Source organism: Tissierella simiarum (assembly GCF_018917865.1).
In the GTDB taxonomy this organism is placed as follows: Bacteria; Bacillota; Clostridia; order Tissierellales; family Tissierellaceae; genus Tissierella_C; species Tissierella_C simiarum.
Genome location: NZ_JAHLPM010000003.1, coordinates 92,742 through 118,845, shown reverse-complemented (window position 1 = coordinate 118,845; position 26,104 = coordinate 92,742). Strand labels below are relative to the sequence as shown.

At 30.0% G+C, this 26,104-nt stretch carries 22 protein-coding genes and 1 pseudogene; 5 read left to right on the top strand and 18 right to left on the bottom strand.

Features of this window, described 5'->3' with window-relative positions; translation table 11 throughout:
• Positions 1-376 precede the first annotated feature (376 nt).
• Together KQI42_RS04780 and KQI42_RS04775 are read right to left on the bottom strand one after the other, a co-directional pair.
• Positions 377-622, bottom strand: a complete 246-nt coding sequence (locus KQI42_RS04780) for a hypothetical protein (protein WP_216517299.1) — start codon at positions 620-622, stop codon at positions 377-379.
• 243 nt (positions 623-865) lie between these two features.
• Positions 866-1,003, bottom strand: a complete 138-nt coding sequence (locus KQI42_RS04775) for a hypothetical protein (RefSeq protein ID WP_216517297.1) — start codon at positions 1,001-1,003, stop codon at positions 866-868.
• A 500-nt stretch (positions 1,004-1,503) separates the two neighbouring features.
• Between KQI42_RS04775 and KQI42_RS04770 the strand changes: the two genes are divergently transcribed.
• Positions 1,504-2,172 carry a TetR/AcrR family transcriptional regulator gene (locus KQI42_RS04770; RefSeq protein ID WP_216517295.1) on the top strand — a complete coding sequence of 223 codons (669 nt, stop codon included), beginning with the start codon at positions 1,504-1,506 and terminating at the stop codon, positions 2,170-2,172.
• The gene (locus KQI42_RS04765) at positions 2,169-2,885 is read left to right on the top strand and encodes a flavodoxin family protein (RefSeq protein WP_216517293.1); all 717 of its coding nucleotides are present in this window, start codon (positions 2,169-2,171) and stop codon (positions 2,883-2,885) included. The genes KQI42_RS04770 and KQI42_RS04765 overlap by 4 nt, the downstream gene beginning before the upstream one ends.
• A 180-nt stretch (positions 2,886-3,065) precedes the next feature.
• Here the strand turns inward: KQI42_RS04765 and abc-f are convergent, their stop codons facing one another.
• From abc-f to KQI42_RS04695, 14 genes are all read right to left on the bottom strand, one after another.
• Positions 3,066-4,955, bottom strand: coding sequence for a ribosomal protection-like ABC-F family protein (gene abc-f, locus KQI42_RS04760; RefSeq protein WP_216517290.1), 1,890 nt, complete (start codon positions 4,953-4,955; stop codon positions 3,066-3,068).
• 785 nt (positions 4,956-5,740) lie between these two features.
• The gene (locus KQI42_RS04755) at positions 5,741-5,899 is read right to left on the bottom strand and encodes a hypothetical protein (RefSeq protein ID WP_216517288.1); all 159 of its coding nucleotides are present in this window, start codon (positions 5,897-5,899) and stop codon (positions 5,741-5,743) included.
• A gap of 23 nt (positions 5,900-5,922) precedes the next feature.
• On the bottom strand, positions 5,923-7,128 hold the full coding sequence (locus KQI42_RS04750) for a hypothetical protein (RefSeq protein WP_216517287.1): 1,206 nt from the start codon (positions 7,126-7,128) through the stop codon (positions 5,923-5,925).
• 11 nt (positions 7,129-7,139) lie between these two features.
• Entirely contained in the window at positions 7,140-7,595 is a 456-nt protein-coding gene (locus KQI42_RS04745; protein ID WP_216517285.1) for an RNA polymerase sigma factor, read from the bottom strand.
• Positions 7,596-7,785: 190 nt separating this feature from the next.
• Positions 7,786-9,738 carry a tetracycline resistance ribosomal protection protein gene (gene tet / locus KQI42_RS04740; protein ID WP_216517283.1) on the bottom strand — a complete coding sequence of 651 codons (1,953 nt, stop codon included), beginning with the start codon at positions 9,736-9,738 and terminating at the stop codon, positions 7,786-7,788.
• 683 nt (positions 9,739-10,421) lie between these two features.
• Positions 10,422-10,958, bottom strand: coding sequence for a GNAT family N-acetyltransferase (locus KQI42_RS04735; protein WP_216517281.1), 537 nt, complete (start codon positions 10,956-10,958; stop codon positions 10,422-10,424).
• 69 nt (positions 10,959-11,027) lie between these two features.
• Positions 11,028-11,774 (bottom strand): AIR synthase related protein, encoded by a 747-nt coding sequence (locus KQI42_RS04730; protein WP_216517279.1) that lies wholly within the window; start codon positions 11,772-11,774, stop codon positions 11,028-11,030.
• A gap of 4 nt (positions 11,775-11,778) precedes the next feature.
• Entirely contained in the window at positions 11,779-12,294 is a 516-nt protein-coding gene (locus KQI42_RS04725) for an ECF transporter S component (protein ID WP_216517277.1), read from the bottom strand.
• 622 nt (positions 12,295-12,916) lie between these two features.
• The gene (locus KQI42_RS04720; protein WP_216517275.1) at positions 12,917-13,990 is read right to left on the bottom strand and encodes a glycosyltransferase; all 1,074 of its coding nucleotides are present in this window, start codon (positions 13,988-13,990) and stop codon (positions 12,917-12,919) included.
• A 185-nt stretch (positions 13,991-14,175) separates the two neighbouring features.
• On the bottom strand, positions 14,176-15,990 hold the full coding sequence (locus KQI42_RS04715; RefSeq protein ID WP_216517273.1) for a collagen-like protein: 1,815 nt from the start codon (positions 15,988-15,990) through the stop codon (positions 14,176-14,178).
• A 410-nt stretch (positions 15,991-16,400) separates the two neighbouring features.
• Positions 16,401-17,588 carry a hypothetical protein gene (locus KQI42_RS04710; protein ID WP_216517271.1) on the bottom strand — a complete coding sequence of 396 codons (1,188 nt, stop codon included), beginning with the start codon at positions 17,586-17,588 and terminating at the stop codon, positions 16,401-16,403.
• A gap of 308 nt (positions 17,589-17,896) precedes the next feature.
• Positions 17,897-18,475, bottom strand: a complete 579-nt coding sequence (locus KQI42_RS04705; protein WP_216517269.1) for a hypothetical protein — start codon at positions 18,473-18,475, stop codon at positions 17,897-17,899.
• Between the two features lies 1 nt (position 18,476).
• Positions 18,477-19,196: a hypothetical protein gene (locus KQI42_RS04700; RefSeq protein ID WP_216517267.1), complete on the bottom strand. Its 720-nt coding sequence runs from the start codon at positions 19,194-19,196 to the stop codon at positions 18,477-18,479.
• Between the two features lie 30 nt (positions 19,197-19,226).
• Positions 19,227-20,531, bottom strand: coding sequence for an SPFH domain-containing protein (locus tag KQI42_RS04695; protein ID WP_216517265.1), 1,305 nt, complete (start codon positions 20,529-20,531; stop codon positions 19,227-19,229).
• 1,075 nt (positions 20,532-21,606) lie between these two features.
• Between KQI42_RS04695 and KQI42_RS04690 the strand changes: the two genes are divergently transcribed.
• Complete coding sequence (locus KQI42_RS04690; RefSeq protein ID WP_216517263.1) at positions 21,607-21,945, top strand: hypothetical protein; 339 nt, start codon at positions 21,607-21,609, stop codon at positions 21,943-21,945.
• A gap of 214 nt (positions 21,946-22,159) precedes the next feature.
• Here KQI42_RS04690 and KQI42_RS04685 read toward each other — a convergent pair whose 3' ends face one another.
• Positions 22,160-22,369, bottom strand: a complete 210-nt coding sequence (locus KQI42_RS04685; RefSeq protein WP_216517261.1) for a hypothetical protein — start codon at positions 22,367-22,369, stop codon at positions 22,160-22,162.
• Positions 22,370-22,530: 161 nt separating this feature from the next.
• On the opposite strand from KQI42_RS04685, the pseudogene KQI42_RS04680 reads away from it, so the two are divergent.
• A pseudogene (locus KQI42_RS04680) lies at positions 22,531-22,701 on the top strand (IS3 family transposase); the annotation flags it as partial.
• A 119-nt stretch (positions 22,702-22,820) separates the two neighbouring features.
• Here the strand turns inward: KQI42_RS04680 and KQI42_RS04675 are convergent.
• The gene (locus KQI42_RS04675) at positions 22,821-24,290 is read right to left on the bottom strand and encodes a DUF445 family protein (RefSeq protein ID WP_216517259.1); all 1,470 of its coding nucleotides are present in this window, start codon (positions 24,288-24,290) and stop codon (positions 22,821-22,823) included.
• 302 nt (positions 24,291-24,592) lie between these two features.
• Between KQI42_RS04675 and KQI42_RS04670 the strand changes: the two genes are divergently transcribed.
• Complete coding sequence (locus KQI42_RS04670; RefSeq protein ID WP_216517257.1) at positions 24,593-26,053, top strand: leucyl aminopeptidase; 1,461 nt, start codon at positions 24,593-24,595, stop codon at positions 26,051-26,053.
• Positions 26,054-26,104 lie beyond the last annotated feature (51 nt).

The following is a 26,104-nucleotide window of genomic DNA, read 5'->3' as shown; positions in this document are numbered from 1 at the left end:
AAAATCCATCAATCAACATCATAAATTTATAATTTATCATCCCTTGATTATAGAATATATGAAATATATTTTAGCATTTATTTTTTAAAACGGCAAGCATAAAAATTACAAGTCCGACCATAAAAACTTGCAATTTTATAGGGTAATTTTTTTGGAAAGTAGCACTACTCTTCATAGAATAATGTTGCCACAGCATTGTACTTTAATGCTTACAAGATATATTCTTATTTCTTCATTATAGTTAAGATTGCTATTTTTCTTAAAAATATTGTATAAAATTGGCTGTAACTTTTTTATAGATATATTTATAAAATATAAAAACCTTCTAACTAAAATATAAAATTTAGAAGGTTTCTATCATTGATTATCTTTATAATTATAATATCTTTTGTAGTTCTTGTGCCTCACATTCCCTTAGATACTTACTTTTATCTTCACTAACACATATAATATTTACCATTTGCCCTTTTACATTTAGTACTCTTCCTTTAGTCTTTGTTCCAATTACATTAACAGGTGCCTTTGTTTCAAGAGTTTTGATATTATCCGATTGACAATAGCTACACACTCCATCATAATAATCAATTCTTCTGCAGTTAACACAATAATTCATTTTACTCATAGTCATTACCTCCTATGTAATTATATTATTGCTACCCCAGCTGATTATGCATCTATATAATGTCTATAATATATATTATAGAAACTTTTTAAAAATCCTTCTTAATTTTCAAATATTTTTGTTTTTTCTTGTTTTTATTTGTTTTTTCTTGTGAGAAAACAAATAATATCAGCTCTAATAAAAATCAGAGCTGATATTATTATCTCTTAAAAGTATTCTGTAATTAAATTGTACAAATTTTTATTATTTAATATAATTATAAAAATTATTAGGCTGTGAAGTCTTGCTAAAATTCTTGAACTCAATTTTCAAATACTCTTGAAGTCCATAATCTTCTTTGAATTTATATGTTCCTAAGAAAAGCATTAAGTACAACTCCATGTAAAGTCACCTCCATATAGAAAAACTAAATAGTTAATTTTCTTTGTAAATACCATTGTTTTACCTCCTTTCTTATATTTTTTATAAAAAAAACCGCAGGAAATCCTACGGTTCTTTAAACTAAATTATTATATGTTTTAAATAAGTATATATAAAATTGACATAAAAAAACACAGCACTGCTGTGATTTCATATGCAAATTATCCAATTATTAAAGCATAACAATACTTTCCGGCAGGGTTTCAATCTTATTTGATATATATAATTTTTTTGATAAAAGTACATTTATTTTCTTGATCATCATTAAACCCTCCTTAAGAAGTATTAATAGATTAAAACATTACCTATGTAGTATACCATGAGAAAATCTGGAAATCAATAGCAATATAATTAATTTTATATTATATTTATAGAATTGACAAACTAACATTTGTTAGTTATGCTTAAACTAACGAATGTTAGTAAGAGGGATAATGTTATTTATGAAAGGATAGATGGACTTGGAAAATAATATAAGTACAAAACAAAAAATACTCGATGCTGCATTAGATCTATTTTCTAAAAAAGGATTTACAGCTGTATCTGTTCGTGATATTTCTGGTGCTGTTGGTATAAAGGAAAGTTCCTTGTATAACCATTTTAAGAATAAACAAGATATATTCGATACAATTTTATATGATTATACAAAAGATTGTGATGATTTCTTTTTACAACAAAATATTATTGGGGATAACATGAAGTATGATATTTCAAATGATCAAGTAATTTTTTTTAGTAATATGAGTGATGAACAATTTGTAGATTTGTCTATGAATATATTTAATCAATTTTATCTAAATCCACAGGTCATTAAATTTTGGAGAATTCTTGCAATTGAACAATATAACAATCCTGAAATTGCAAAGCTTTATAATAAACTACTTTTCGAAGATGTATTGAATTACCAATCACAGCTATTAGGACTACTTATTTCAAAGGGTATATTAATTGAGGCTGACCCATATGTTTTAGCATTACAGTTTTATGCACCCATATATCTTCTATTTCAAAAATATTTTGCTAGCGGACATGAAAAGATTGAGATTGTTAAAACTGAAGCAAAAAAAATATTTAAAAACCATATTTTACATTTTAGAAAAGTGAATTCTAATAAAAGAGGTGGGGAATGATGCGAATCACCATAATATATGGAAATGAACGAAAAGGCAGCACATATAACTGTGTAAGAATTCTAAAGAAGGAACTACAGAACTTGGGTAGTGTTGAATTTATTGAATTTATTTTACCTAAGGATCTACCTCACTTTTGCCATGGATGTTTTAACTGTTTTTTAAATGGCGAAGATACCTGCCCTCATTATGATTTAGTAAAGCCAATTGTAGATGAAATACTATTCTCAGATGGAATCATATTATCTTCACCTGTATATGCATTAGACGTAACTGGTGCAATGAAAGCATTCCTTGACCATTTATGCTATATGTGGATACCACACAGACCAAAGAAAGAAATGTTTTCAAAAACGGGAATGGTCATTACAACAACAGCTGGAGCAGGAATTAACCCTTGCAAAAAAACTATGCTAAATACATTAAAATATCTTGGAGTAAAACGAATATATAGCTTTGGTGCAAGAGTAAAAGCATATAAATGGGAAAATATAGCTGAAGTTAATAAAATTAAAATTAAAAAAGAAATTCGTAAAAAGGCAAGAAAATTCTATTCTGCAACCATTAATAGAGAAATTTTAAGTTATAGGAAATTTACAAAAATATTATTTAATGTTATGAAAAACATGATAAAAAACTATGATGATAATACCCCTGATAAAAAATATTGGAAACAGATGGGATGGCTTGATGAGATAAAGCCCTTTAGTTAATCTCTTTATAGAAGTACTAGATTAATTGTTATTTTTTTACATATTATTTTCCACCACTTTATAGCTTATAAAACTTTATCTTAGAAAGCCTAGCCTATGTCAATCATCTGCATACAATAAAAGCTCCTCTTTGGCTTTATTCTTATTTTAATTTTTACCTAAGAAGAGCTTTTCTAAATCTTATTTTTCCTCTAATAGTTTCTCCCAAACAATAAAGATTTCTTCAAACTTCTCTTCAAGCTGCTTCTTTTCTATGAAGAGTTCATTTAAGCGATCCGCTTTTGTATTGTTTAAAACCATTAATTTCTCCACTTGTTTTAATTGTTCTTCTAATTCCTCCATATTTTTCTCCAATTTTGCTAATTGAGAGCTTTTATCTATTTTTTTAATAGGCTTTTCTATTACTTTTTTGGGCACTTTAACCTTTTCTTCCATAGGTTCGTCTACTAACTCTTTTTGAATTTCTTCTAAATAATCATTATAAGGCATAGGATATAATCTGACATTATGATCTTTTAATACCATAATTTTATTAGCAACTTTTTGTATAAAATATCTATCGTGGGAAACGAAAACAATGGTACCGTCATATCCCAGCAGCATATTTTCTAGCACTTCTCTTGAGTCAATATCTAAATGATTTGTAGGCTCATCTAAAATCATAAAATTAACTTTTTCATAAAGTAATGTACATAGTTTAAGTCGGCTTTTTTCTCCTCCTGATAAGTTCTTGATTTTTTTATATACATGGTCTTTTATAAACAATACCTTTGCCAACTCTGCTCTAGCTTCTCCTATGGTAACTTTATGCTGATGCATAAAATATTCTAGCAAAGTCATTTCTTCATCATCAAAAACAATGTTTTGAGGCAAATATCCTAGCTTAACACTTGCTCCTAAGGAAATGTGTCCTCCATCTAATGAAACCTCTTCTAAAATCATTCTTAATAAAGTTGTTTTTCCACTTCCGTTATCCCCCATTATACATAAACGGTCTTGATAAAATACAGTAAAAGATGTATCAATAAACAGTGTTTTCTCTCCAAAAGCTTTTAAAAGTCTTTCTACTTTAAGAACAATTTTACCTGAACGCTGAAGATCTTGCTGAGATAATCTGATCTTGTTATTTTCTAATGTAGGACGATCTAATACATCAATCTTCTCTAGCCGTTTTTCAAGCTCCTTAGCACGTTTATACATCTTATCACTGTCCCGCATAGCTCCCCATATACGATATCGTTCAATTTGATTTTCCATTTGATCAATCTTTTTCTGCTGATTCTGATATAATTTATATTCCAATAAAAATCGTCTTTCTTTCTCTATTACATAGTCACTATAGTTTCCATAATATAAATTTGCACTTGTAGGACTTAATTCTATAATTTTATTGGCTATTCGATCAAGAAAACATCTGTCATGAGAAATAACTAAAACTGTACCATTATATGCATGCAAAAAGTTCTCTAGCCATTCTATAGAATTAATATCCAAATGATTAGTAGGTTCATCCATAAGAAGAATATCGGGTTCTTCCAAAAGAAGTTTTGCTAACATAACCCTTGTCTTTTCTCCGCCACTTAATTTCTCAAATTCCATTTCCCTATAAGCATCTATAATTTTCAGTCCTTGACATACCTTATTAATACGTGCTTCTACTTCATATCCTCCTTGAAGTTCATAGCTTTCCATGAGAGAACCATAATTTTTCATCGCTATATCTAGAGCTTCTCCTTGTAGATCCTTTAGCGTTATTTCAATATTTTTCATTTCCTTTTTAATATTCCAGATTTCTCCAAATGCTGACTCTAAGACTTCTATAACAATAGTATCTTGATTATATTGAAAAATTTGATCTAGGTAACCAACTTTAATGCCTTTTCTAAAGCTGATACTTCCCCCTTGATAATCTTCAACATTCATTAAAATTTTCATCAACGTAGTTTTTCCACAACCGTTTTGCCCAATCAATCCTATTCTTTCTTTAGTCTTTAATTCAAAAGATATATTTTCAAATATTTTATTTGCACCATAATATTTAATTAAATTGTTTACACTGCACTCAATCATTATCTTCTTCCTCTCTCACTATTATTGATTGTGCTGCAAACGTCCCATGCCCACCCATTGCCATAAAAGCATACAAAAAACCCAAAGCCACAATTAGCTTTGGGTTTATCATACAGATTATATTAATCATTTGTCATTTGCTGACAAAAAATTTAACAATGTTTAAACCTGTTTATCCCTGAATACTAATATGGTCTTGCAGCTTGAATCTAATTTTGGACGCACCTCTCCCGTAAACAGGTAAAATTGCGTTCATCATTGATTCAAATGTAACCCATCTTAGTATTGTATTCATTGAACAAACCTCGTTTATATCATATTCTCAAATACTTATATAAGTATTCAATTTTATTATAGAAGAAAAACATAATTTTGTCAATAATTCTAATATGTCTAATTTAAAATCCTATAAGTACTATGAACCAATAATATAAAATTATTAGAGTTCAACAACCCTATAGGTAGACATATCTTTAGCTTTTTCAAAAGATTTTTCGATATCACTAAAAGAGTATTTGTCTGAAATAAGATTTTCAAGAGGTATCTTTTTACTTGAAATTATTTATGCAGCTCTACTGAATGTATCTTTAGTATGTTTAGTAACTCCCGTAATACAAATCTCATTATAGTGGAGTATCTTAGGATCTATAGTTATTAAATCTTCTGCCTTGGTTGCGCCATATATTGCTAAAGTACCACGAATAGCTAAACAGTTAATGAATGTTCACTTTCTAGCAGTTCTTATTTAAAATAATCATTTATATCTTATACGACAATTCATATGTTTACCTTTTATAACGTTTATACTCTATATTTTCATATTTAATTAATCCAGCATCTTTGTCGGATATAATATACCATCTATACGCTGTATCCTCATATTCATCTAATCCCTTTTTAAATATTCTATCCATCGATAATAAAACAGTGTTAAAATCATTCATACTCAATTCTCCTTCCAGAATCTCTAAAGTTTTAATTCTCCCATATTAGCATACAAAATATTTTCCTCATCTTCTTTTAATTTTTCTTTATTTTCTTCTAAAGACTTTATTGATCCACGGTTTTCTATTATCTTACTTTTTACAATTCCTATTTTCTCTTCTGGAACTATGATTAAACCATTATTAATTATAGATACAACTTTTTCATTAAACTTTTCATAGTTAAGATTTTTCTCTAAGACTAACTTTCCTGAATTTCTTATGCTTATCTCTTCTTCCATATGTTCTAAATCTCCTGATAAAATCATTTTTCCATTATTTCTAATTGGTTTCCCTTCTACTATTTCTATTTCTATATCATCATGACCTAATATTTTTTCAATTTTAGGTAAATCTCTACTTCCACAAATTATTTTTTTACATATTAAAAATTTAATATATTCGTCAATCTTAATATCATCTTTTAAATATATCTCTACCTCACCATCTACAAATAAGATATTGTCTTTATATTTTTTTATTGAAGTAGCATCTATATAAATATTATTATCCATATACTTTGATCCCTTTGGTATCACAGTCTTATCTATTAAATAATACTCATCTATATATTGTGATAATTTAGATTCATTGTCAGCTGTTATAACTAATTTAGTTAAAACTTGAATATTAGATATTTTTTCTTCAAATAGGGCTAAATCAATATCTTCCATAACTAATAATTCATTAAATGCTAACTTACTATTAGGTTTCAAACTATTTAAAAACTGATTTGACATTTTAATAGTATCATCAAAAAGTGTATATCCATTTTTATATATAAGAAACTGTCCATCTATTATACTTTTTGACTGCACAACAGCTACTATTCTTTTAGGAACTATTATCTCTCCAGCCACTATCATGGAATATATTTTTTCATTCACTAAACTACTATCAATATTATCTTCGAAAGTTATACTGCCACTTACTAAAACAGCAACAGGTTCTGAAATCCCTTCTAAATAATCTCTGTCTAACTTAATGTCCTCAGATTGAACTATAGTTTGCATGTCCTTTGGTAATTTTATACTTATTCCGATATTCATCTTCTCACAATTCTTGAGAAATATCTGAGATTCTTCACTTTCTATAAGTACTCCTATATTCTCTATTTGAGAAATCTCTGCCGCTAAATCCTCTTTAATATCTCTAATATCTAAAAATCCTATATTTATAATTTTTGACATTTAATTACCCCCTATAAATTATTTTTTAATATTTTCATGGAAGCACTTAATCGAGATCTTACAGTAGAAGATGGTATCCCCAACTTTTCTCCTATTTCTTTGCTATTTAAATGCATCTTATACCTAAGGAGTACAACCTCTTTATTCTTTTCGGGTAATTTTTCTATTAAATCATTTATAGCAACTTCTTCTTCAAAACTTCCATCAATTCCTATTATTTCATCATTTTCATATAATAAAATCTTATTTAGCTTTCTTATATTATCAATATGCTTATTCTTTATTACTCTAAAAAACCAGCCCTTTATTTGATATTCATTCATATTTATAAATATTTCTTCTCTTTCCAATGCACTAACATAAGCTTCTTGAACAATATCAAAAGCTTTATCTTTATTTCTAGTAATAGATTTTGCATATGCAATAAAATCCTTATTATATTTTTGATAGACTGTATAAATATTCATAGAATCCCTCTCTCGATTAATGCTTTCATCTATATAACGTATGAACATCTACAAGTGTCCAAATAAAAAGTAAAACTTTATTTATATTTTAATAAAGTTTTACTTTTAAAATCTTTATTCAATCTATTTGCCTTAAATCGTTGTCTTTCACAGATTTCTAAAAATGATTATATACTATATAATACAATTTTCAATCTCTGATTACATTCAATTTATAAAGTAGATATTCTTTTTTATTTAAAGGATCCCATGTTGTTTTTTCACGACTTTTAGCTAATTCAAATGGCACTTCTTTATATCCATAAAACTTTGTTAGAAATGTTCCTTTCCCTTCTGTATATGCTGCTATTTTAAGTTTGTACTCTTTTGAATTATCTATAGGAATAAACCCTTTTATCAACATCTCATCCTCTATAATAACAGGCTCATTATATGTTGCTCTCATAGTTTCTAAATCCCACATCGCCTTACTTATAACACTCTTAGGAATTCTAAGTTCAAATTCACTTACGGGTTCCAACAACTGAGTCTTAGCTTCATTTAAAGCTTCCATAAAAACCATAGGTGTTACATTTCTAAAATCTGCTGGAGTACTAACTGGACTAGAAAATTCACCAAAAGTAAGTGTAACTTTTGCATCAGTAACTTCCCATCCAAATAATCCTTGTTTACTAGTATTAATAACAGCTTCTTCAACCGCATTTTGAAAGGATTTTGGTAATGACCCTGTTGATACATTTGAAATATAAGATAATCCTGCCCCTCTAGTATCAGGCTCTATTTTTAAACCTACAGTTGCCCAAAAAGGATTTAGATCTCTACGCATATACATTACTGCTGTACCTACGCCTTTAGGTGTTTCTTTATAAATTGTTTGAGTATTAGAGAACTCAACCTTTATATTATATAAATCTTCTAAAATAGAACTTAATATTTCCATTTGAATTTCTCCAAATAAATTAATGTACATGTGACCTTGATTATCTGTTTCAAATTCTAAAAATGGATCTTCTTCAGATAATATTGTTAATGCTTGAAACAAAGCATCTGTTTTCTCAATATCAACTGCTGAAATTGTTGTCACAAATGCTGGATTTACTATGCTTGCATTTCTTATCCTAGAACTTGGTAATCCAATAATATCACCTATTTGTAAACTTTTAGTTCCATAAATAATACCGATATCTCCAGCACATATACTGGATTCATCTATAAGTTTTCCATTCCTTAATGTATTTATCTTCTTTATTTTTTCTGTAACATCTTTATTATATACACTAATCATATCTCTAACAGATATCTTTCCTTGAAACAACCTAACATAGACTTTCTTCTCATTATTATCTGTCCTTTCAATTTTAAATACAACACCTGATAAATTTTCATTACTATCTCCATCATAGGTAGGAAAATATTGGGCAATTCCATCTAATAACTCCTTTATGCCAATACCAAGTGAAGCAGCACCAAATAAAACAGGGTATAGGCTTCCTTGCTTTGAATGAAATACTATTTTTTTCTTTATATCATATTTATTTAAACTTTCATCTTTAACATATGCTTCTAAAAATGAATCGTCTATATCTGATAAAACATTAATCATATCGTCATTAAGGATATCTGATTTAAATAAATCATTCAAAATAACATCCTTACTTCCTTCTCCATAAACCTTTTGCAAACTAATTATCTTCTTAGTCATGGTCTTTCTTATTTCATTTATAAGTTTATTGGAATCAGCACCTAATCTGTCTAGTTTATTAATAAATATTATTGTAGGAATCTTAAGAGCTTTCAATGTATCAAATAATATTCTTGTTTGAGATTGAATACCTTCTACTGCAGATATAACTAATATTGCTCCATCAAGAACATTTAAAGAACGTTCTACTTCTGAAATAAAATCTACATGTCCTGGAGTATCAATAAGATTTATTTTTATATCATTCCAGGTAAATGATGTTGCAGATGCCTTAATGCTAATCCCTCTCCTACGTTCAAGTTCCATAGAATCAGTCTGAGTATTACCTAAATCAACTCTTCCAGCTTCTTTTATAATTCCACTGTGAAATAAAAGATTTTCAGTTATAGTTGTTTTTCCAGCATCTACATGGGCAAGAATTCCAATATTAACTATTTTCATACATATCCTCTCCGTTTCATTGTTCTTTTAGACCTCTACCTCTAACCATGCAACTCCATATTTCATTAAATCCTTGTATTTTTTTCATTTTATACCTCCTAACTTTTTATGTAATTCAAAATCACTATTTTATAAATAAAAAGGTTCTATGAACGAATAAACTCATTCATAGAACCTTTTTAAAACGTTAATAAAATATTAATTTATTTAAGTTAATATATAAAATCAATGATATAGAAATAAATTAAAAGTTCTAATAATAAAATGTTAAAACTTTTCTTTTATTTTCTAAAATAAATTTTCCTATATATAAAACAAAAATTGTACCCAATGTACAACTCTCATCACAATATCTACAATATTCCATCTATGTTTTGTACAACCTTACTAACAAAAAATTCTATAGTTATTAAGGTAATAGAAATTATAAAATAATACAATTGTGAAGAAATCTAGGTTATGAGATTATTCTTAAATAAAGGCACACGTAAATACTACAACAGAACTGCTGTAGAAGCATAAAGTAATACCTTTAAAATACTATTAAATTTTAATAGTTATTTAAGAATATACCTCATTAGTCTAAAACTCCTTTAACTTAAACAGTTATTATATAAATAGGATAAGATTTTTTTCCTTTTTTGTCAAGCCAAAATATATCAAATTACACTAAATTATGTAATTTATGCTTGTAAGTATTCATTCTGAAGAATTCCCATATGAATAATATCGTGCCATGCCCCTTCTCTAAAAAGACTTTGGCGGGAATTTCCTTCATGTTTAAATCCTACTTTTTCATATAACTTAATTGCATTTTTATTAAAAGAAAAAACTCTTAATGATACTCTATTAAGATTCATTTCAAGAAAAGCATAATCAAGAAGTAACTTTAATGCTTCTGTTCCATATCCTTTTCCCCAATAGTTTTTATCTCCAATATCTATAATACATTCAGCATTACGATTTTTATAATCAATGTTTATTAATGAAATAATTCCTATTGGTGTATCAGACTCCTTTTCTACTATGATATAGCTTTTAGAAGAAGGTGAGCCTAAAATGACGTGATCAATGAATTCTCTTGTTTCTTCCAAATGATATACATCCAAAAATGGAGAAGTGGATTGCATAATTCCTATATCGTTTCTCCATGTATGATAGAGTTCCGTATGATCTGAAGTCATTTTTTTAAAAACAATCCTAGAAGATTCAAATAACATAAAAACACTCCTTTATTTTATATCGTTGGATAAAGTATTTTTTAATGAAAAATTCGCTAATTATTTTGATTATACAAATCTTCCTACCTTATTTACTGGGATAGAAAAACTATTTTTAAATTCTTCATATTTGTTTTCCTCTATAGATATTAAAACACAAGTTGATGGTCCAGCGGACTTTTTAAGGTCTATATTGATATTTTCTTCTAGTTCAAAATTTATATTATTGGTCTTAGCAATTTGCTCTAATTCATATAATATTCCTTTTGAACCAACTGGAAGTATCTCTTTTATATATTCTTTTTCTTTTAATTTCAATAGTTTTGAAGTATTCATTATAGTTTTATTATTATCAGCTGCTACTTCGTGTCCCACCTTAGGTAACCCTACTACTACGCAAAATAATCCTGGCTGTGTATAAGGCTTTTTCCATTCTTCTTTATTCACAATTCCTATTATTGTTATTCCCATTCCAGTTTGAGTTACTGGAATATTTTCTTCTGTGCTTCCTGTTATTAAGTTAGACATATCAAAATCTAAAGGCTCTAATGCCTGCTTTATTCCATCTATTATTTGTTTACCTGTATCATTCATTTCTACAGATAAAGTATTTACGATAGTAACAGGTTTAGCTCCAAATGAGAGTATTTCCATAAGCGCAACTTGAGTTGTATAATATCCGATAATCTCTGGTGAAACTTTAACCATATCATTTTCTTTATTTCCTATTCCACCAGAAGAGTCACATGATACTACTAAGAACTGATCACTATTTATATCTATTAAAGTTAGATCCCTATGTTTAGTTATCTTCATATTATCACCTTATTGAAAATTTATTTTCTATTGATTTATAAATAATATAAGCTAAAACAACATTCACCGCTGAAGTTAATGATAAAGGACCAACCATAGCATAAAAAAATGTCCAGCCATGTAGAGGTAGCTTTAACCATGTAGTAACGGGTACCAATATTAGCACTGCTCCTATTCCATTTAATATAATTGCAATTATAGAAGCAAGGATACCATTAGATTTCCTATATACTACCCCAAATATATATGCAAATAACCCCATTTGTAATGTAATTATTATATGGATAGGAAGTGTTAATGGAAATCCACTTGTAAATGCAGTTAGTATATGGCCTATACTTGCAACTAAAGCCCCATATGCAGGACCTAAAAATAGTGCTGAAAAAAATCCAGCCATAGAATCAAGTGCTATACTACCTTGTATTTTTATTAAAGATCCAATTAATGAAATTGCTATTAGCATACTAGTATATACTAATTTAATAGTAGTCTTTTTTACTTCTATGTTTTTATAATTCATTATTCATCCATTACAGTAGACTTTTAAAGCTTTAAAAAGACATTGTAAAAACTAAAAGTTTTTTATATCTTCTTTAAGCTTTCTTCTATTGCTAGTCTATCTGTAAATATCCCCTCTCTATAAATATTTGGTAATTTATATTTTTTCCATATTAGTATTATTTGAAATTAATAACCCCTTCGCATTGTATAGGTTTTTGTATTAATAATTTTAATGCTTAGCTTTTAATTAAATTCCTTAATGCTTGTCCTATATTTGCTGCAAATTTAAGGAATTATTTCATGTGATAATATTTCAAAATAATAATCCTCTGAAGTTATTATAAATTAAATACTGTGAAAACTCAAGGAACTCATATAACTTTATCTTATAAAGTTATAATATTACTTCATAAAATTTTTATCTAGTGATCCTTTTATTATTAATCTCTTATTCACTAATTCAGTACATTTTTTGCAAAAAAAGACCTAGATTATGTTCAAAATATAGGTCTTTTTAAACTATCAAATTTTTTATTTAGCTTGTTATGGAATATACTTATCAAATTAAGTTTTATGCGTTAATTTTATCTACTTTATATTTCACTAGTATTTACCATTTATATAAATCTATATTTAGTTTCTCATTTACCAATATTTTTAAAGTAATTTTTGTTATATTCTACAGCTGGGTCGTTAGGCTTATATTCTGCAGCCTTATTATTATATTTTATTGCTTCTTCTATGTTCCCAAGTTTATCATAACATACACATAATTGCATGCATGGAATATATCCCCAATAATCATGATGTATAAATCCCCAACCATCAGTTGGCTTTTCTAGTTCTAAAACTAATTTATACCAGAATATCGCCCTTTTATAATCTTTATCATTAAAATAATAATCTCCAAGTTGACAGCAGATCTCTCCTCTTGGAATATCATATTCAAAGCTCTTTAGTAAAACCTTTAACATATTTTTTTTATCATTTTTAATGTTATAACAAATTGAAAGAGTATAACAAGCACTTATATTATCTTCTACCCATCCTTCTTCAGTATCTAAAAATTTATTAAAATGTTTTATTGCATCATCATATTCTCTATTATAGAATAATTCCCTAGCATAATAATAAAGACCTCTAGGCGTTAAATTCATACCCTTCGATATATTCTTTTTATAAATGGATAGGTTTCTGCCTTGAACAGCCACACGTTCTTTTTTATGAGTTATACAAATATCAGAATTTATTGTATTTCCATTTACTTTTAGATACTCATGAACAGGTTCCATCCATTGATAATTATTTATTCTCTTTGATAAACGTTCTCTAAAATATGATAGAGTAACGTTACCATTTTTATCAAAACCCACATTATATTTCATCATTACTGCATCAACTTTATTATCTAAATTTTGTTTTAGTTGTTTAAATTTCTCCCTATCTTTTTCAAGAATAACATCATCGGCATCTAGCCAAAGAATGAAATCCTTTGTAGCCTTGGAAAAAGAGTAATTTCTGGCTGCAGAAAAATCATCAATCCATTCAAAGTCAAATACCTTATCTGTATATCCTTTAACGATTTCTTTTGTATTATCGGTTGATCCAGTATCTACTATTATTATTTCATCAACAATATCTTTTACAGAATCTAAGCATCTAGCTATAACATCTTCCTCATTCTTAACAATCATACATAAGCTTATAGTTACCATTTCATCACCCCAAAATAGTTTTCCAATACATACTATGATAAAAATTTTGTTTTGTGATGTATATTGTTTTTTAATTGTTCAAAAAATCAATGACAGAGATAACCATATCTCTGTCATTGATTTTCAAATTAATAAATTTAAATATCTTTCTATTTTAAAAATGATAATTTTATTATAATTTGTTATTAGAAGCTTATTATATTTAATGCTCTAGTAAGTGCAACAGCACTTACAATATTAGTTCCAGTAACTGTAATACGAATTTCATAGGTGTGTGATCCTGCTGCAGGAGTACTTATCCATGTCAAATTAGGAACTTCCCCTAAAACACGTGTAGTTAACGGAACATTATCTTGAGTTTTTTCAACAGTTACAGTAGAAATAGAAGTTCCATCTAAATATAGTTCATACGTGATTGTATATTGGTAAGGAGTAAGAATACCCGATGTTACTTCAACTTCTGTCATTGAATCTACTTTTAAGGTCTGGCCAGCAGTGGTAGTCAATGTGACAGATAATACAGATACTTGAGTACCAAGTGGAAGATTTGTTGAACTACTTGATTGTGTTGAAGATAATGCACTTCCTGCTCCTGTGGCTCCTGTTGGACCTGTTGGGCCTGTTGGGCCTGTGGCTCCGGTGGCTCCGGTGGCTCCGGTGGCTCCGGTATCTCCCGTTGGACCTGTTGGACCTGTAACTCCTATGCCTGTTGGACCTGTTGGACCCGTAGCTCCTGTATCCCCCGTATCTCCCGTTGCCCCTGTATCTCCTGTTGGACCTGTGGCCCCTGTTGGACCTGTGGCCCCTGTTGGACCTGTTGGACCTGTTGCCCCTGTATCTCCAATATCTCCTATGGCTCCTGTTGGACCTGTTGCTCCTGTATCCCCTGTTGGGCCTGTGGCTCCCGTGGTTCCTGTTGCTCCCGTTGCTCCTGTATCTCCTATTGGTCCCGTTGGACCTGTATCTCCTGTTGCCCCTGTATCTCCCGTTGCCCCTGTAGCTCCTGTTGGACCTGTTGCTCCCGTTGCTCCTGTTGCTCCTATATCACCAGTAATACCAGTAGCTCCTGTAGCTCCTGTTGGACCAGTAGCCCCTGTTGGACCTGTGGCTCCTGTATCTCCTACGGCTCCAGCATCTCCAGTAGCTCCTGTGGGACCTGTAGCCCCTGTTGGACCTATATCTCCTGTTGGGCCTGTTGGGCCTGTGTCTCCTGTATCTCCTACGGCTCCAGTTGCACCAGTAGCTCCTGTTGGGCCTGTTGGGCCTGTTGGACCTACGTCTCCTGTTGGACCTGTGGGACCTGCTATACCTATTCCAGTGGCTCCAGTAGCTCCTGTATCTCCTGTTGGACCTATAGCTCCTGTTGGGCCTGTAGCTCCTATAGCTCCTGTCGGGCCTGTTGCCCCTGTTGGACCTGTCGGACCTGTTATACCAACACCAGTAGCTCCTGTGGGACCTGTTACACCAATACCTGTGGCCCCTGTTGGGCCTGTTGCTCCTGTAATTCCAGTACCTCCAGTTGCACCAGTAGCTCCTATAGGACCTGTTGGACCAGCTGCTCCAGTAGTACCAGTTGCTCCTGTACGTCCTGTAGCTCCTGTTGGACCTATTGGACCTGTTGCTCCAGTGGCTCCCGTTGGACCTGTTGGACCAGCTGCACCAGTAATACCAGTTGCCCCTGTACGTCCAGTGGCTCCTGTTGGACCTATTGGACCTGTTGCTCCTGTAGCTCCTGTTGGTCCTGTTGGTCCTGCTGCACCAGTAATACCAGTTGCCCCTGTACGTCCTGTAGCTCCTGTTGGACCTATTGGACCCGTTGCTCCCGTTGCCCCTGTTGCTCCTGTTGCTCCTGTAGCCCCTGTTGTACCTGTTGGGCCTGTTGGGCCTGTTGGGCCTGTTGGGCCTGTTGGGCCAACCTCATTAATGTTTACCTCAAATTCAGTTTGTTTACTTTGTTTACTTGGCTTACTTTGTTTACTGTCAAAACTATCTATGCTCATAAAATAGGACACCTCCAAAGTTTACAACATTATTTTAAAAAACTATTTATGTCTGAGCCCTGTTGCAGTACATATTATGTTAAGCTTAAAAGTGTGTGCTTGTACATTTTTTAAGCATTTAAGTTATATTAAATAATCTATTAACTAATTCAATATAGCTATATATCATCACTTGATGATAAGACAAAGATGACTTCCATCTCTATGTTTTCTTTTACTTTAGTTTATTTATATATATAACTTCATAAAATTTAGCCTATTTTTACTTATCTCTATCTTCTATACACACTTTCATATCATCTTCATACAAATAAAAAGACACCTATTTCTTAACGAAATGGTGTCTAGAAATATTAATTATTTTATATATTTTTCAGATAATAGTAAAATAATTTGTATTTATTTTTTAACTAACTTATTTTTTCAATTAGAATAGAAGCATTGGTATTTACCTGAGTTCCGCCTGCTAAAGTTTGCAATGTAACTGGTGTAGCACTAGTATGATTTCTTACAGTTAACACATCACCAGCAGCAGCAGTGATAATTACCATACCTGGATTTGCCTGAATTCCAGTTCCAACTCCATAAGTGCTACCTGGAACAGAAACACCGTTTATAAATAGAGTAAACTGATTTGGTTCTGTACATGTAGCATTAAACCATATTGTATAATCTCCTGCGTTAACAAATGTAATTGAAGCTGTTCCAGGTGTATGGGTAATGCTGCCTCCGACAACGCCATTATTGCTAAATACAATGTCTCCTTCTAATGGTACAATTTGAGAAGGTAAGTTATAGATATACGCATATTCTGACAATCCCTGTGGTCCCGTTGGACCTGTCGGACCTGTTGCTCCTGTATCTCCTGTTGCTCCCGTTGCCCCTGTATCCCCTGTTGGGCCTGTAGCTCCTGTTGGGCCTGCGGCTCCTGTTGGACCTGTTGGACCTGTAGCCCCTGTATCTCCAATATCTCCTGTAGGCCCTGTATCTCCTGTAGTTCCTGTTGCTCCTGTTGGGCCTGTAGCTCCTGTTGGACCTGTTGGACCTGTTGCTCCTGTATCTCCAATATCTCCTGTGGGACCTGTATCTCCTGTAGTTCCTGTTGCTCCCGTTGGACCTGTAGCACCTGTTGATCCTGTAGGCCCTGTTGCTCCTGTTGAACCTGTGGCTCCAGTTACCCCAGCTGGACCAATGGGACCTGTCGGGCCTGTTGGACCTGTTGGACCTCCAGCTGGACCTGTGGCTCCAGTTGCTCCCGTTGGTCCTGTTGCTCCTGCTGGACCTGCTGCTCCTGTCGGACCTGTTGCTCCCGTCGGACCTGTGGCTCCTGCTGGACCTGCTGGGCCTGTAGGCCCTGTAATACACATTACACAACAATACCTTATACGACCACATTTGGGACAAACATATTTTATACTACCACATTTTCCAGGACCACATTTTGTGCAACCAGATTCTGTATAGTTACATCTAGGACAACCACATTCATTTCCATAATTTTGACATCTTGCCTTATGGCAACTATGAAATGATGCATTATTTTTATTATAATTGTCTTCTAAATCATTATTTTCACTATCAGAAGAGTATCTTACCATATTAAATCTCCTTTCTATAGTTACAAATACTTTGATTTATCTTCACATTATAATATGAAAGATAATATAAAACGTGTACTATTCCATAAAAGTCATACTATCTCTATATAAACATGGATTTTAGCCTATAAAACAATAATGGACACTTTAATTTAAGTGTCCATTATTGTTTTATTCTAATTTTTATATTAATATCTTTATAAATTGAACTATTAAAAGTAAATATAATCTTTGATAGAAGTTAATTTAGCTAATATACATGCCAAGTAAACAGAAAAATTCATATTCAATGATAAAATCTTTTTAATTTAGTATCTTTCATTTGAAACGATTGGTGAACCACAAAATTCACATTCACTACTTGAACCCTTAGGTATCTTATTGGGTGCTCCACAACCACTACATTTTACAACACTCATTTCTTTATGTATAGAAATAGAAGCTGTTTCATCGTAAGTAGTCTTTACTGAATCATTTCTTTTTTCAAAAATAATTCTTTTATCATTTTTGTCAATAAATACATTTGTAAAAAGTTTCTTGTTTATCATTGTTTGAATATCATCCATTACAAAATCTGAAGACTGAAAAGTTATATTAGCAATGTTATTAATAGATGTTTCATTCTCAGAAGATATAATCTGTTCATACTCTTTAAATCTTCTTATCAGCTTTTTTCTTCTTATTCCAAACATTATAAGCCAAATTCCTATTATTACAAATATTAAGAAAAAAATAAGAGTAAATGATTCATTCGCCATATCATCTAGAGCTATTGCTACTAATCCCATCGTAAAAAATAAAGTTAATATCCATCCAAAGATACTTGAGATTTTTCCTATTATAATATTAATAATAAGTGAATGTTTGGATGTTATGTTAATTTCCATTTTAAAATCCCCCTTTTTTTGACTCTTTTACTAGTGCATTTCTTTCTTTTAAAAGAGAAAGAATTGAATTTACCTTTTCTTCAACATCATGGTGGGATAATAAAGTTATATCACCTTTTTTAAGTTCATTGGATAGCTCAATTAATTCTACATTGATTTCTTTGTCTTTAGTAATATCAGAAGATATTTTATCACTATATTTTATTGCTTCATATAATTTATTTAAACTTTGTTTATATGGAATAAGTTTTTCATCTGTTATTAAAGAAATTACTATATTTTCGTTATTTTGCATCCAAGCTGTTTTTTCTATATTTCTTTGATTTATATTATGTACTTTTGAAGCTACTGCTAATAATCCAATAATGATGATTGCAACTATACACATTATAATAATTTGAATAGTTACGAATCCTCGTAAATTATTTTGAAACATGGACTTTAAAAGCAAGGATATAAGCACTGTAATTCCCCAATAAATGACTAACGTTGATATAATCCCTGACCTTATAAAAGCTTTACTCATAGTCATTTTACAATTCAATATTAGAATTAATCCTCCAAATAAAGCAATTTCTGAAATGAGTACAAAGCAGAGAGCAACATAGTCTATAGTTTCTCTTCCTTTATCTGAAAATCCTATAAAAAATATTACTAACGTAGCAATAACTATAATTAATCCTATAATAATGTTTGGTAGAACTTTATTTCTATTACTCATATAGTACCTCCCATCTCTTGTATATGAACTCTATAATTTATTTCCACACTCAGGACAAAATTTAGATGATTCTTTTGCTTCAGCCTTACAACTTGGACATATTTTTATTAAAGATGTTCCGCATTCAACACAAAATTTAGCTTTGCTATTTTGAATAAGTACTCCACAACTAGGACAAGGCTTAGGCATAGGATTTCCGCATTTATGACAGATCTCAGCATCTTCTGGAACATCTGCCTTACAATTAGGGCAAGAATTATATAGATCACCACATTCTGGACAGAACTTTATATTTATATCCATCTTAGCTCCACAATTACTGCAGACAGTCTCTTTCTTTTCTTTAATTTTCTCCTGTTTATTTTCATTGGTATCGTAACCACATTCGCTACAAAAACGCTTTTTCTCTTCAATAAGGGCATTACAATTCGGACAATTCTTCATTTGTGCTGTTGTATTGACATTCTGCACTAAGTCAGCAAATTGAGAACCCATAACTCCGCCTACACCGGCTCCCATTCCTATTCCTATTCCAGCTCCCATAAGTCCTGACTGTCCTGAGCTTGGATTGGTTGCTGCTCCCTCTAACGTATCAAACGAACGTTGTTGTACATAATTATAGCCTACTATATCCATTTCTGCACGTTTTGCAAGAGCTTCTTTAAGCTTTATTACAGCAGAATCATCTTCTGGTACATTTATATCGTTTACATAAAAGTTTAATAGCTTAATTCCATATTCAGATAAAGTTGGCAGTATCCTTTCTTTTAGATATTCTGATATCTCATCAAGATATGCATTTATCTCTAATACACTTATTTGTTTATGTATAAGATATGAAGAAATACTATCTTTCACCTTTGTTAAATATAGTCCTCTAAAGTATTTTAAAAGATTTTCCTTGTCAAAACTCGGAAGAACTCCAACTAGTTTAATTAAAAATTTTTTAGAATCTTCGATCTGAATTCCAAATTGCCCAAAAGATCTAACAGGTATGAACACTTTATATTTAGGATCTTGTAGCTGTATAGGTGAAGATGTGCCCCATTTAATATCAAGAGAATTTACTTTATTTATATACCATATTTCTGCTGTAAATGGTGAACGTTTTCCAAAAGGAAGATTGATTATCTTACTTAAAAATGGAATATTGGCAGTTTCTAAAGTATGTCTTCCACTTGGTAATAAATCAAGAGCCTGTCCTCCCTTGAATAAGATTGCTTCCTGAGATTCATTTACAATAACCTGTGTCCAAGTTCCTAGTTCTTCATTGGGATATTTCCAAGCAAATACATCAGGACTACCATTATATTTTACCACTTCTACAATTGCCATTTAAAATCACCTCTATAAATAATTTCTTAATTTAAATAAAATATTATCAAATGCTTTTTAAAAGCTATTTAAATTTTTCTTTTCTATCGCCTCATCAAAAAACAGCAAAAAAATCAAAGATAATATTATATATTATTTTAAATAATATATAATAATTCCAACTTTTACATTTTCCCAAGGATATAATACCATATATTAAGAGTAAATATGACATAATTTTTAAATTAAAATTAAATTTACTCATTTAAACTTAAATTCAGTAAAATAGCCATTAATATAGAATGGCTCATTGGAAAACAAATTTATATAACACTAAATTTATGAAAAATTTTTTGACGAATTTTTGACGTCAAATAAAATAGGGACTAAAAAGTCCCTTTCTTTATCTTATCATAAAATTAATTACTTTAAACCCTATTAAATTTATCATATTTAAAATTATTCCTATACCTGCTAATCTCTTAATTTTTTTCATCTCAAATAAGTTCACTAAAAAATACAGCAGTAACATACACAAAAATAAAATAGTCTCTTTATAAAAATAAACACTAATAGGCAAAATTTTTATATGAAAGTATGTAAAAATAATTGAACATATTACTCCCATAAAAACTCCTAGAATAATTATTAATTTATTTAATTTTATTAAATTTCTCCTTAAACTTTTCGAATCTTTCATTTTATTACACCTCACATACCATATTTACCTATCATTTCTATAAATAATCAATAATTCCTGCTAAAATATAGTAAAATATTCGATATACTATTTTAAGGCTTGTATAGGCTTATAGAAAGGTTCTATATATGCAGTATAGTAAATTATATTAATAGATAGGTTAAGGCTTGTCTAAAGTTAATGTATTGGGTGGGTTTGATGCAGCTTTTAGTTTTGTAGAATGTTTTATTTTCAGTTTGCATGCAATGCTCTATTTTGATAATATTGTATCATAATATAATAACAAGTATAATTTTATGTGATATGAATGAGGTATAAGGATGAATAGAAAAATTTTTCTAATATCAAATTATATTATTTTTATCAAAATTAATAGATTGGAGAATATATTAATAAATGTCTACTAAAGTATCTCTAAAAGATAAAATTCTTTATCTTATAGTTATGGTATTTTTGATTTTAGATTTAACTAAATCTAATGTGATTTGGGCTAACAAGACAGGCTACTATATACAAATAGTAACTAGAATAATTGCATGTATTGTTTTCGCTATTATAACTATATTAGATTTAGTAGATTTGAGCCGAAAGTTAAAGAATAAAAAGAATATATATAGTAAAAAACAAATTTTTAAAATGATATCTACAGTCTCAATAGAGTTTATAGCACTTATTCTTTTTATTCTGGCCACTTATAAAAATGTTATCATTGCAATATCTTTCATATTAATATGAATACGAAGTTTTGTTCTTATACCTCGTTTTAGAAATATGTTACAAATATATACTTCCAAAAATAAAAAAAGACCAGGAATTTAATCCTGCCCTAATTTCAATCTATTATAAAAAATAAATTGTCGTCGATCTCCCGGAGTTTTTGCACTACCTAGGGTCGACGACAATCTATGTTAGTTTAAAAATATTATGTGTGATTCAATTTTTTTGTTGTCTAATCAATTTCTTGCGGTACCCATTTTCTTGAATAAATAGCCTTACATGTAGTGCAATACTCAATTATCCATGTACCAGGATTAGCTCGTTCATACCTAGTTCTTACATTCGGCTTATGACAACAGTCAGCAGCATGAACAGTTAATGTAGATCCAAATAACATAACGCATACCATAAGGAGTAGTAAAATTCTTGTTGCCTTTTTCACACTTAAACACCTCCTTTATTTTTCTTATATTAATTATTCTATATTAATTCCACAACTCCTTTTATTTCCTTATAAGAAAAATAATACAAATTAGGGCATAATAAAAAGCTTTACTACAGTTATTCGTGTTTATAGATGAAGACCAACATAATTCTTTGTTTAATTTAATCGGTCATTTAAAAGATGAAGTTGATTATAGGTCTTGTAAAACACTAGATGAATTGAAAGCTAAAATTAATCACTATATCGTGTATTATAATAACTATCGTTATCAATGGAATTTAAAGAAGATGACCCCTATTCAATATAGAAATCATCTTCTTATTGCTTAACTCTTTTTTTATTATGTCCTTGACATAGGTACCATTTTAATCTTTCATTCTTTTCTATTTAATTATCTATACTCTCTTTTTAATTTTAATGTAAAAACTATTTCATATACTAAAATAATTTATTTGTAAAGCAGCTGTAAAAGAGGTGATAATATACCCATTATTCCTCCAAGAAGTGCGCCAAGCCATGTTATTGCTTTTAATTCCTTATTTGCTATTTCAATTATAATTTCTTCTGCAAAAGCTACGTCAAAACTATTTATTTGATCTTCAACAACCTTTGAAATATTTATTTGCTCAACGATATATGGCAACTTACTCTTTGCAAAGTTGCTAAAAATATTTTTAGAGAAATTAGTAACACTTATAATTGTAGTTTTGTCAATATTTTCAAGCATAGATGAAATAGGCTTATTTATAAGCATTTCAATGATACTTTGCACAATTAATAATACATTTTCATATAGTTCTTGTGAACTTAAAGTATCCACAAGCTTTTCAGATATAAAGCCTAACAACTTTTCCTTAATATCTGACTCTGAAGATCTCATTTTTTCTTCCATTATACCAAGTATTTTGCCTTGATTTTCTTTATTAGAAATATAGCTTAATATAAAATCTGAAACCTTCGATATATCTTCATCATTAATCTTTGATGAAACATCAGAAGCTATATTTGATATTTTGCTTTGCAGCAATTTATCTATCGAAACATTAATAATTAATGCAATGTTTTCATCAACTTGTGGATTATTAATATAGTTTTCTATTGCTTTAAATATCTTTTCTGAAATTAATTCAGGACTCATAAACATTGTTATTACTTTATTTACATTTTTAAAGACTAGTTCGACAATTGAATCTTTAATCTTTATTTTTATTAATGGATTTTCAAACATTTCTCGCAATGCATTCCCAATATCTTCACTGTGTTCATTGATATATTGCTTAAAACCACGAACAACATTATCTGGAATTATTTCATTTAAAGTTCTTTGATCATATTCTAATTTATTTATTTTATCATCTATAGCATTTTTTAATGCTTCTTTTATTTCTACTGATGAAGATATATCTTCCATTAACAGTTCTACTTTTTCCTTTATAATTTTATAAAAATCATCACTATAGTGATCAAATACTTTATTCTCAATTAAGTCCATTACCTTATCTTTAAATCTCTGAGTTCTTAATTGGAAACAGATAAAATCTGTAAATTTTTTCTCTACTGAATTTAGTAATTTATTATAATTTTCATCACCCATGCTTATAAGGAAAGTTTTAATAGTTTTATCACTTTGTTTTAAACTATTTATATTATGTTCGATCCATGCCCTTATTTGATTACTCATTTTATCGCTAGCTAAAGCTTCTGTAACTATTTCTGGAGATAAAAGATGTACTCCTATTGTCTCTCCTACACTTTTCGCTATTCTGCTTTTTTCTTTTGGAATAAGACCTGGTGTAAAAGGTATATGTACACCTAAAAACTTTTTCTCATTGTAGGGCCTAAATAGCATTTTTATAGCAAGCCAATTAGTAATATATCCTATAATTGCACCGACTAAGACTGGTATTATAAATTTCATTTTTTCCACCTCTCATGCTGATAATATTATCCATTTGTTTTATATTTATTAATTCTATTTATATATAAGATGTTTTTATTATACTATAGCAACATCCCTCTTAGCTTATTCTAAAGTCAATCTTAACTTATGTCAATAACAAAGGAATATATATCCATTAGTGTCATTCTCTTTTACTCTATGTTTATTTTCATTAGCATAATTAATTTATTAAAATTCTAATTAGATTATCTTATAGCTTTATTTGAAATTATTTCCATACTCTGATAGAATTATAATTGATATTTGAAAGGAGTGATTTAATGAACTTTAATCTTGGTAAAGGTGGAGAAGTAAAAATAATACTTGTTTTTAAAGAAGCAGAAAAAATAGAAGACGGTAATGAATTATATACCTATTTAAAGAAAAAAGAATTGTTTAAGGGTAATTCTAGCGAGGTTTACTCCCATATTTCATACTCAGGAGACAAGATTTTACTATTAGGATTAGGTGAAGAAGAAAAAGTCACTACTGATTCCCTTAGAAAGGCTTTCTTTAAAGTAGGTAAAGAACTAATAAAACTGAAAGTTACAAGTGTAGAAGTTTCTGTACCTAAATTTAAAGATCTTTGCTATAAGAACACAATCCAAGCAATAACTGAAGGACTATTGCAATCAGAATATAGTTTTGAAAAATATCTTTCTGAAAAGAAGACTATCCCTACTGTAGAAGATGTTTTCCTTAATGTACTAGAAGATAAGAAAGATAAAGTTCTTGAGGCTATAAATGAATCAAAACTTCTTATGGAAGGTGTATTTTTAGCGAGAAACCTTGTAAATGAACCGGCTATAAATATGACCCCTGAAGTTCTTGCAAATAGTGCTAAAGATGAATTAGAGAAGCTTGGCGTTAAAGTTGAAATTTATGGAAAAGAAGAGATTAAGAAACTGGGCATGGAAGCATTTTTAGCTGTTGCAGAAGGTTCTGAAAAAGAACCTCAATTTATAGTAATGTCTTATAAAGGCGACCCTACATCCGATAAGAAACTAGCTCTTGTTGGCAAGGGACTTACTTATGACTCTGGTGGATATTCAATTAAATCTTCAAGTGGTATGGAAACTATGCATTCAGATATGGCAGGAGCTGCTTCTGTTATTGGTACTCTGAAGTCTGTTGCCATGGCAGGACTTAAGAAAAATGTCGTTGCTATTGTAGCAGCTTGTGAAAATATGATTTCTGGTGGTGCTTATAAGCCGGGAGATATTATCGGATCTATGTCAGGTAAAACTATAGAAGTATTAAATACTGATGCAGAAGGTAGATTAACTTTAGCTGATGCATTATGGTATGCTGTAAAGGTAGTAAAGGCTGATGGGGTAATAGACGTAGCAACTCTTACTGGCGCTTGTATGGTAGCTTTAGGAAGCATAAACACAGGTGCTGTTACAAACAATGAATGTCTTATGAATGATATTAAAGCAGCTTCTGAAATTGCTGGTGAACCTGTTTGGCAACTTCCAAGTAATGATGAATATAAAGAATTGATTAAAGGAACTTTTGCTGACCTTAAAAATACTGGTGGAAGATGGGCTGGTGCTATAACTGCTGGTCTTTTCCTTGAAGAGTTTGTAGATAATACTCCATGGGTACATCTTGATATCGCAGGTACATCTTATCTTTCTTCAGACAAAGACTACCTTCCAAAAGGTGCTACAGGGGTACCAGTAAAAACTTTGTATTATTTAATAAAAGGATTTGAACCTAAGAAATGTGAATGTAAATAGCACTTAAAGGAATGAGGAGATATAAATATCTCCTCATTCCTTTAAGTTATT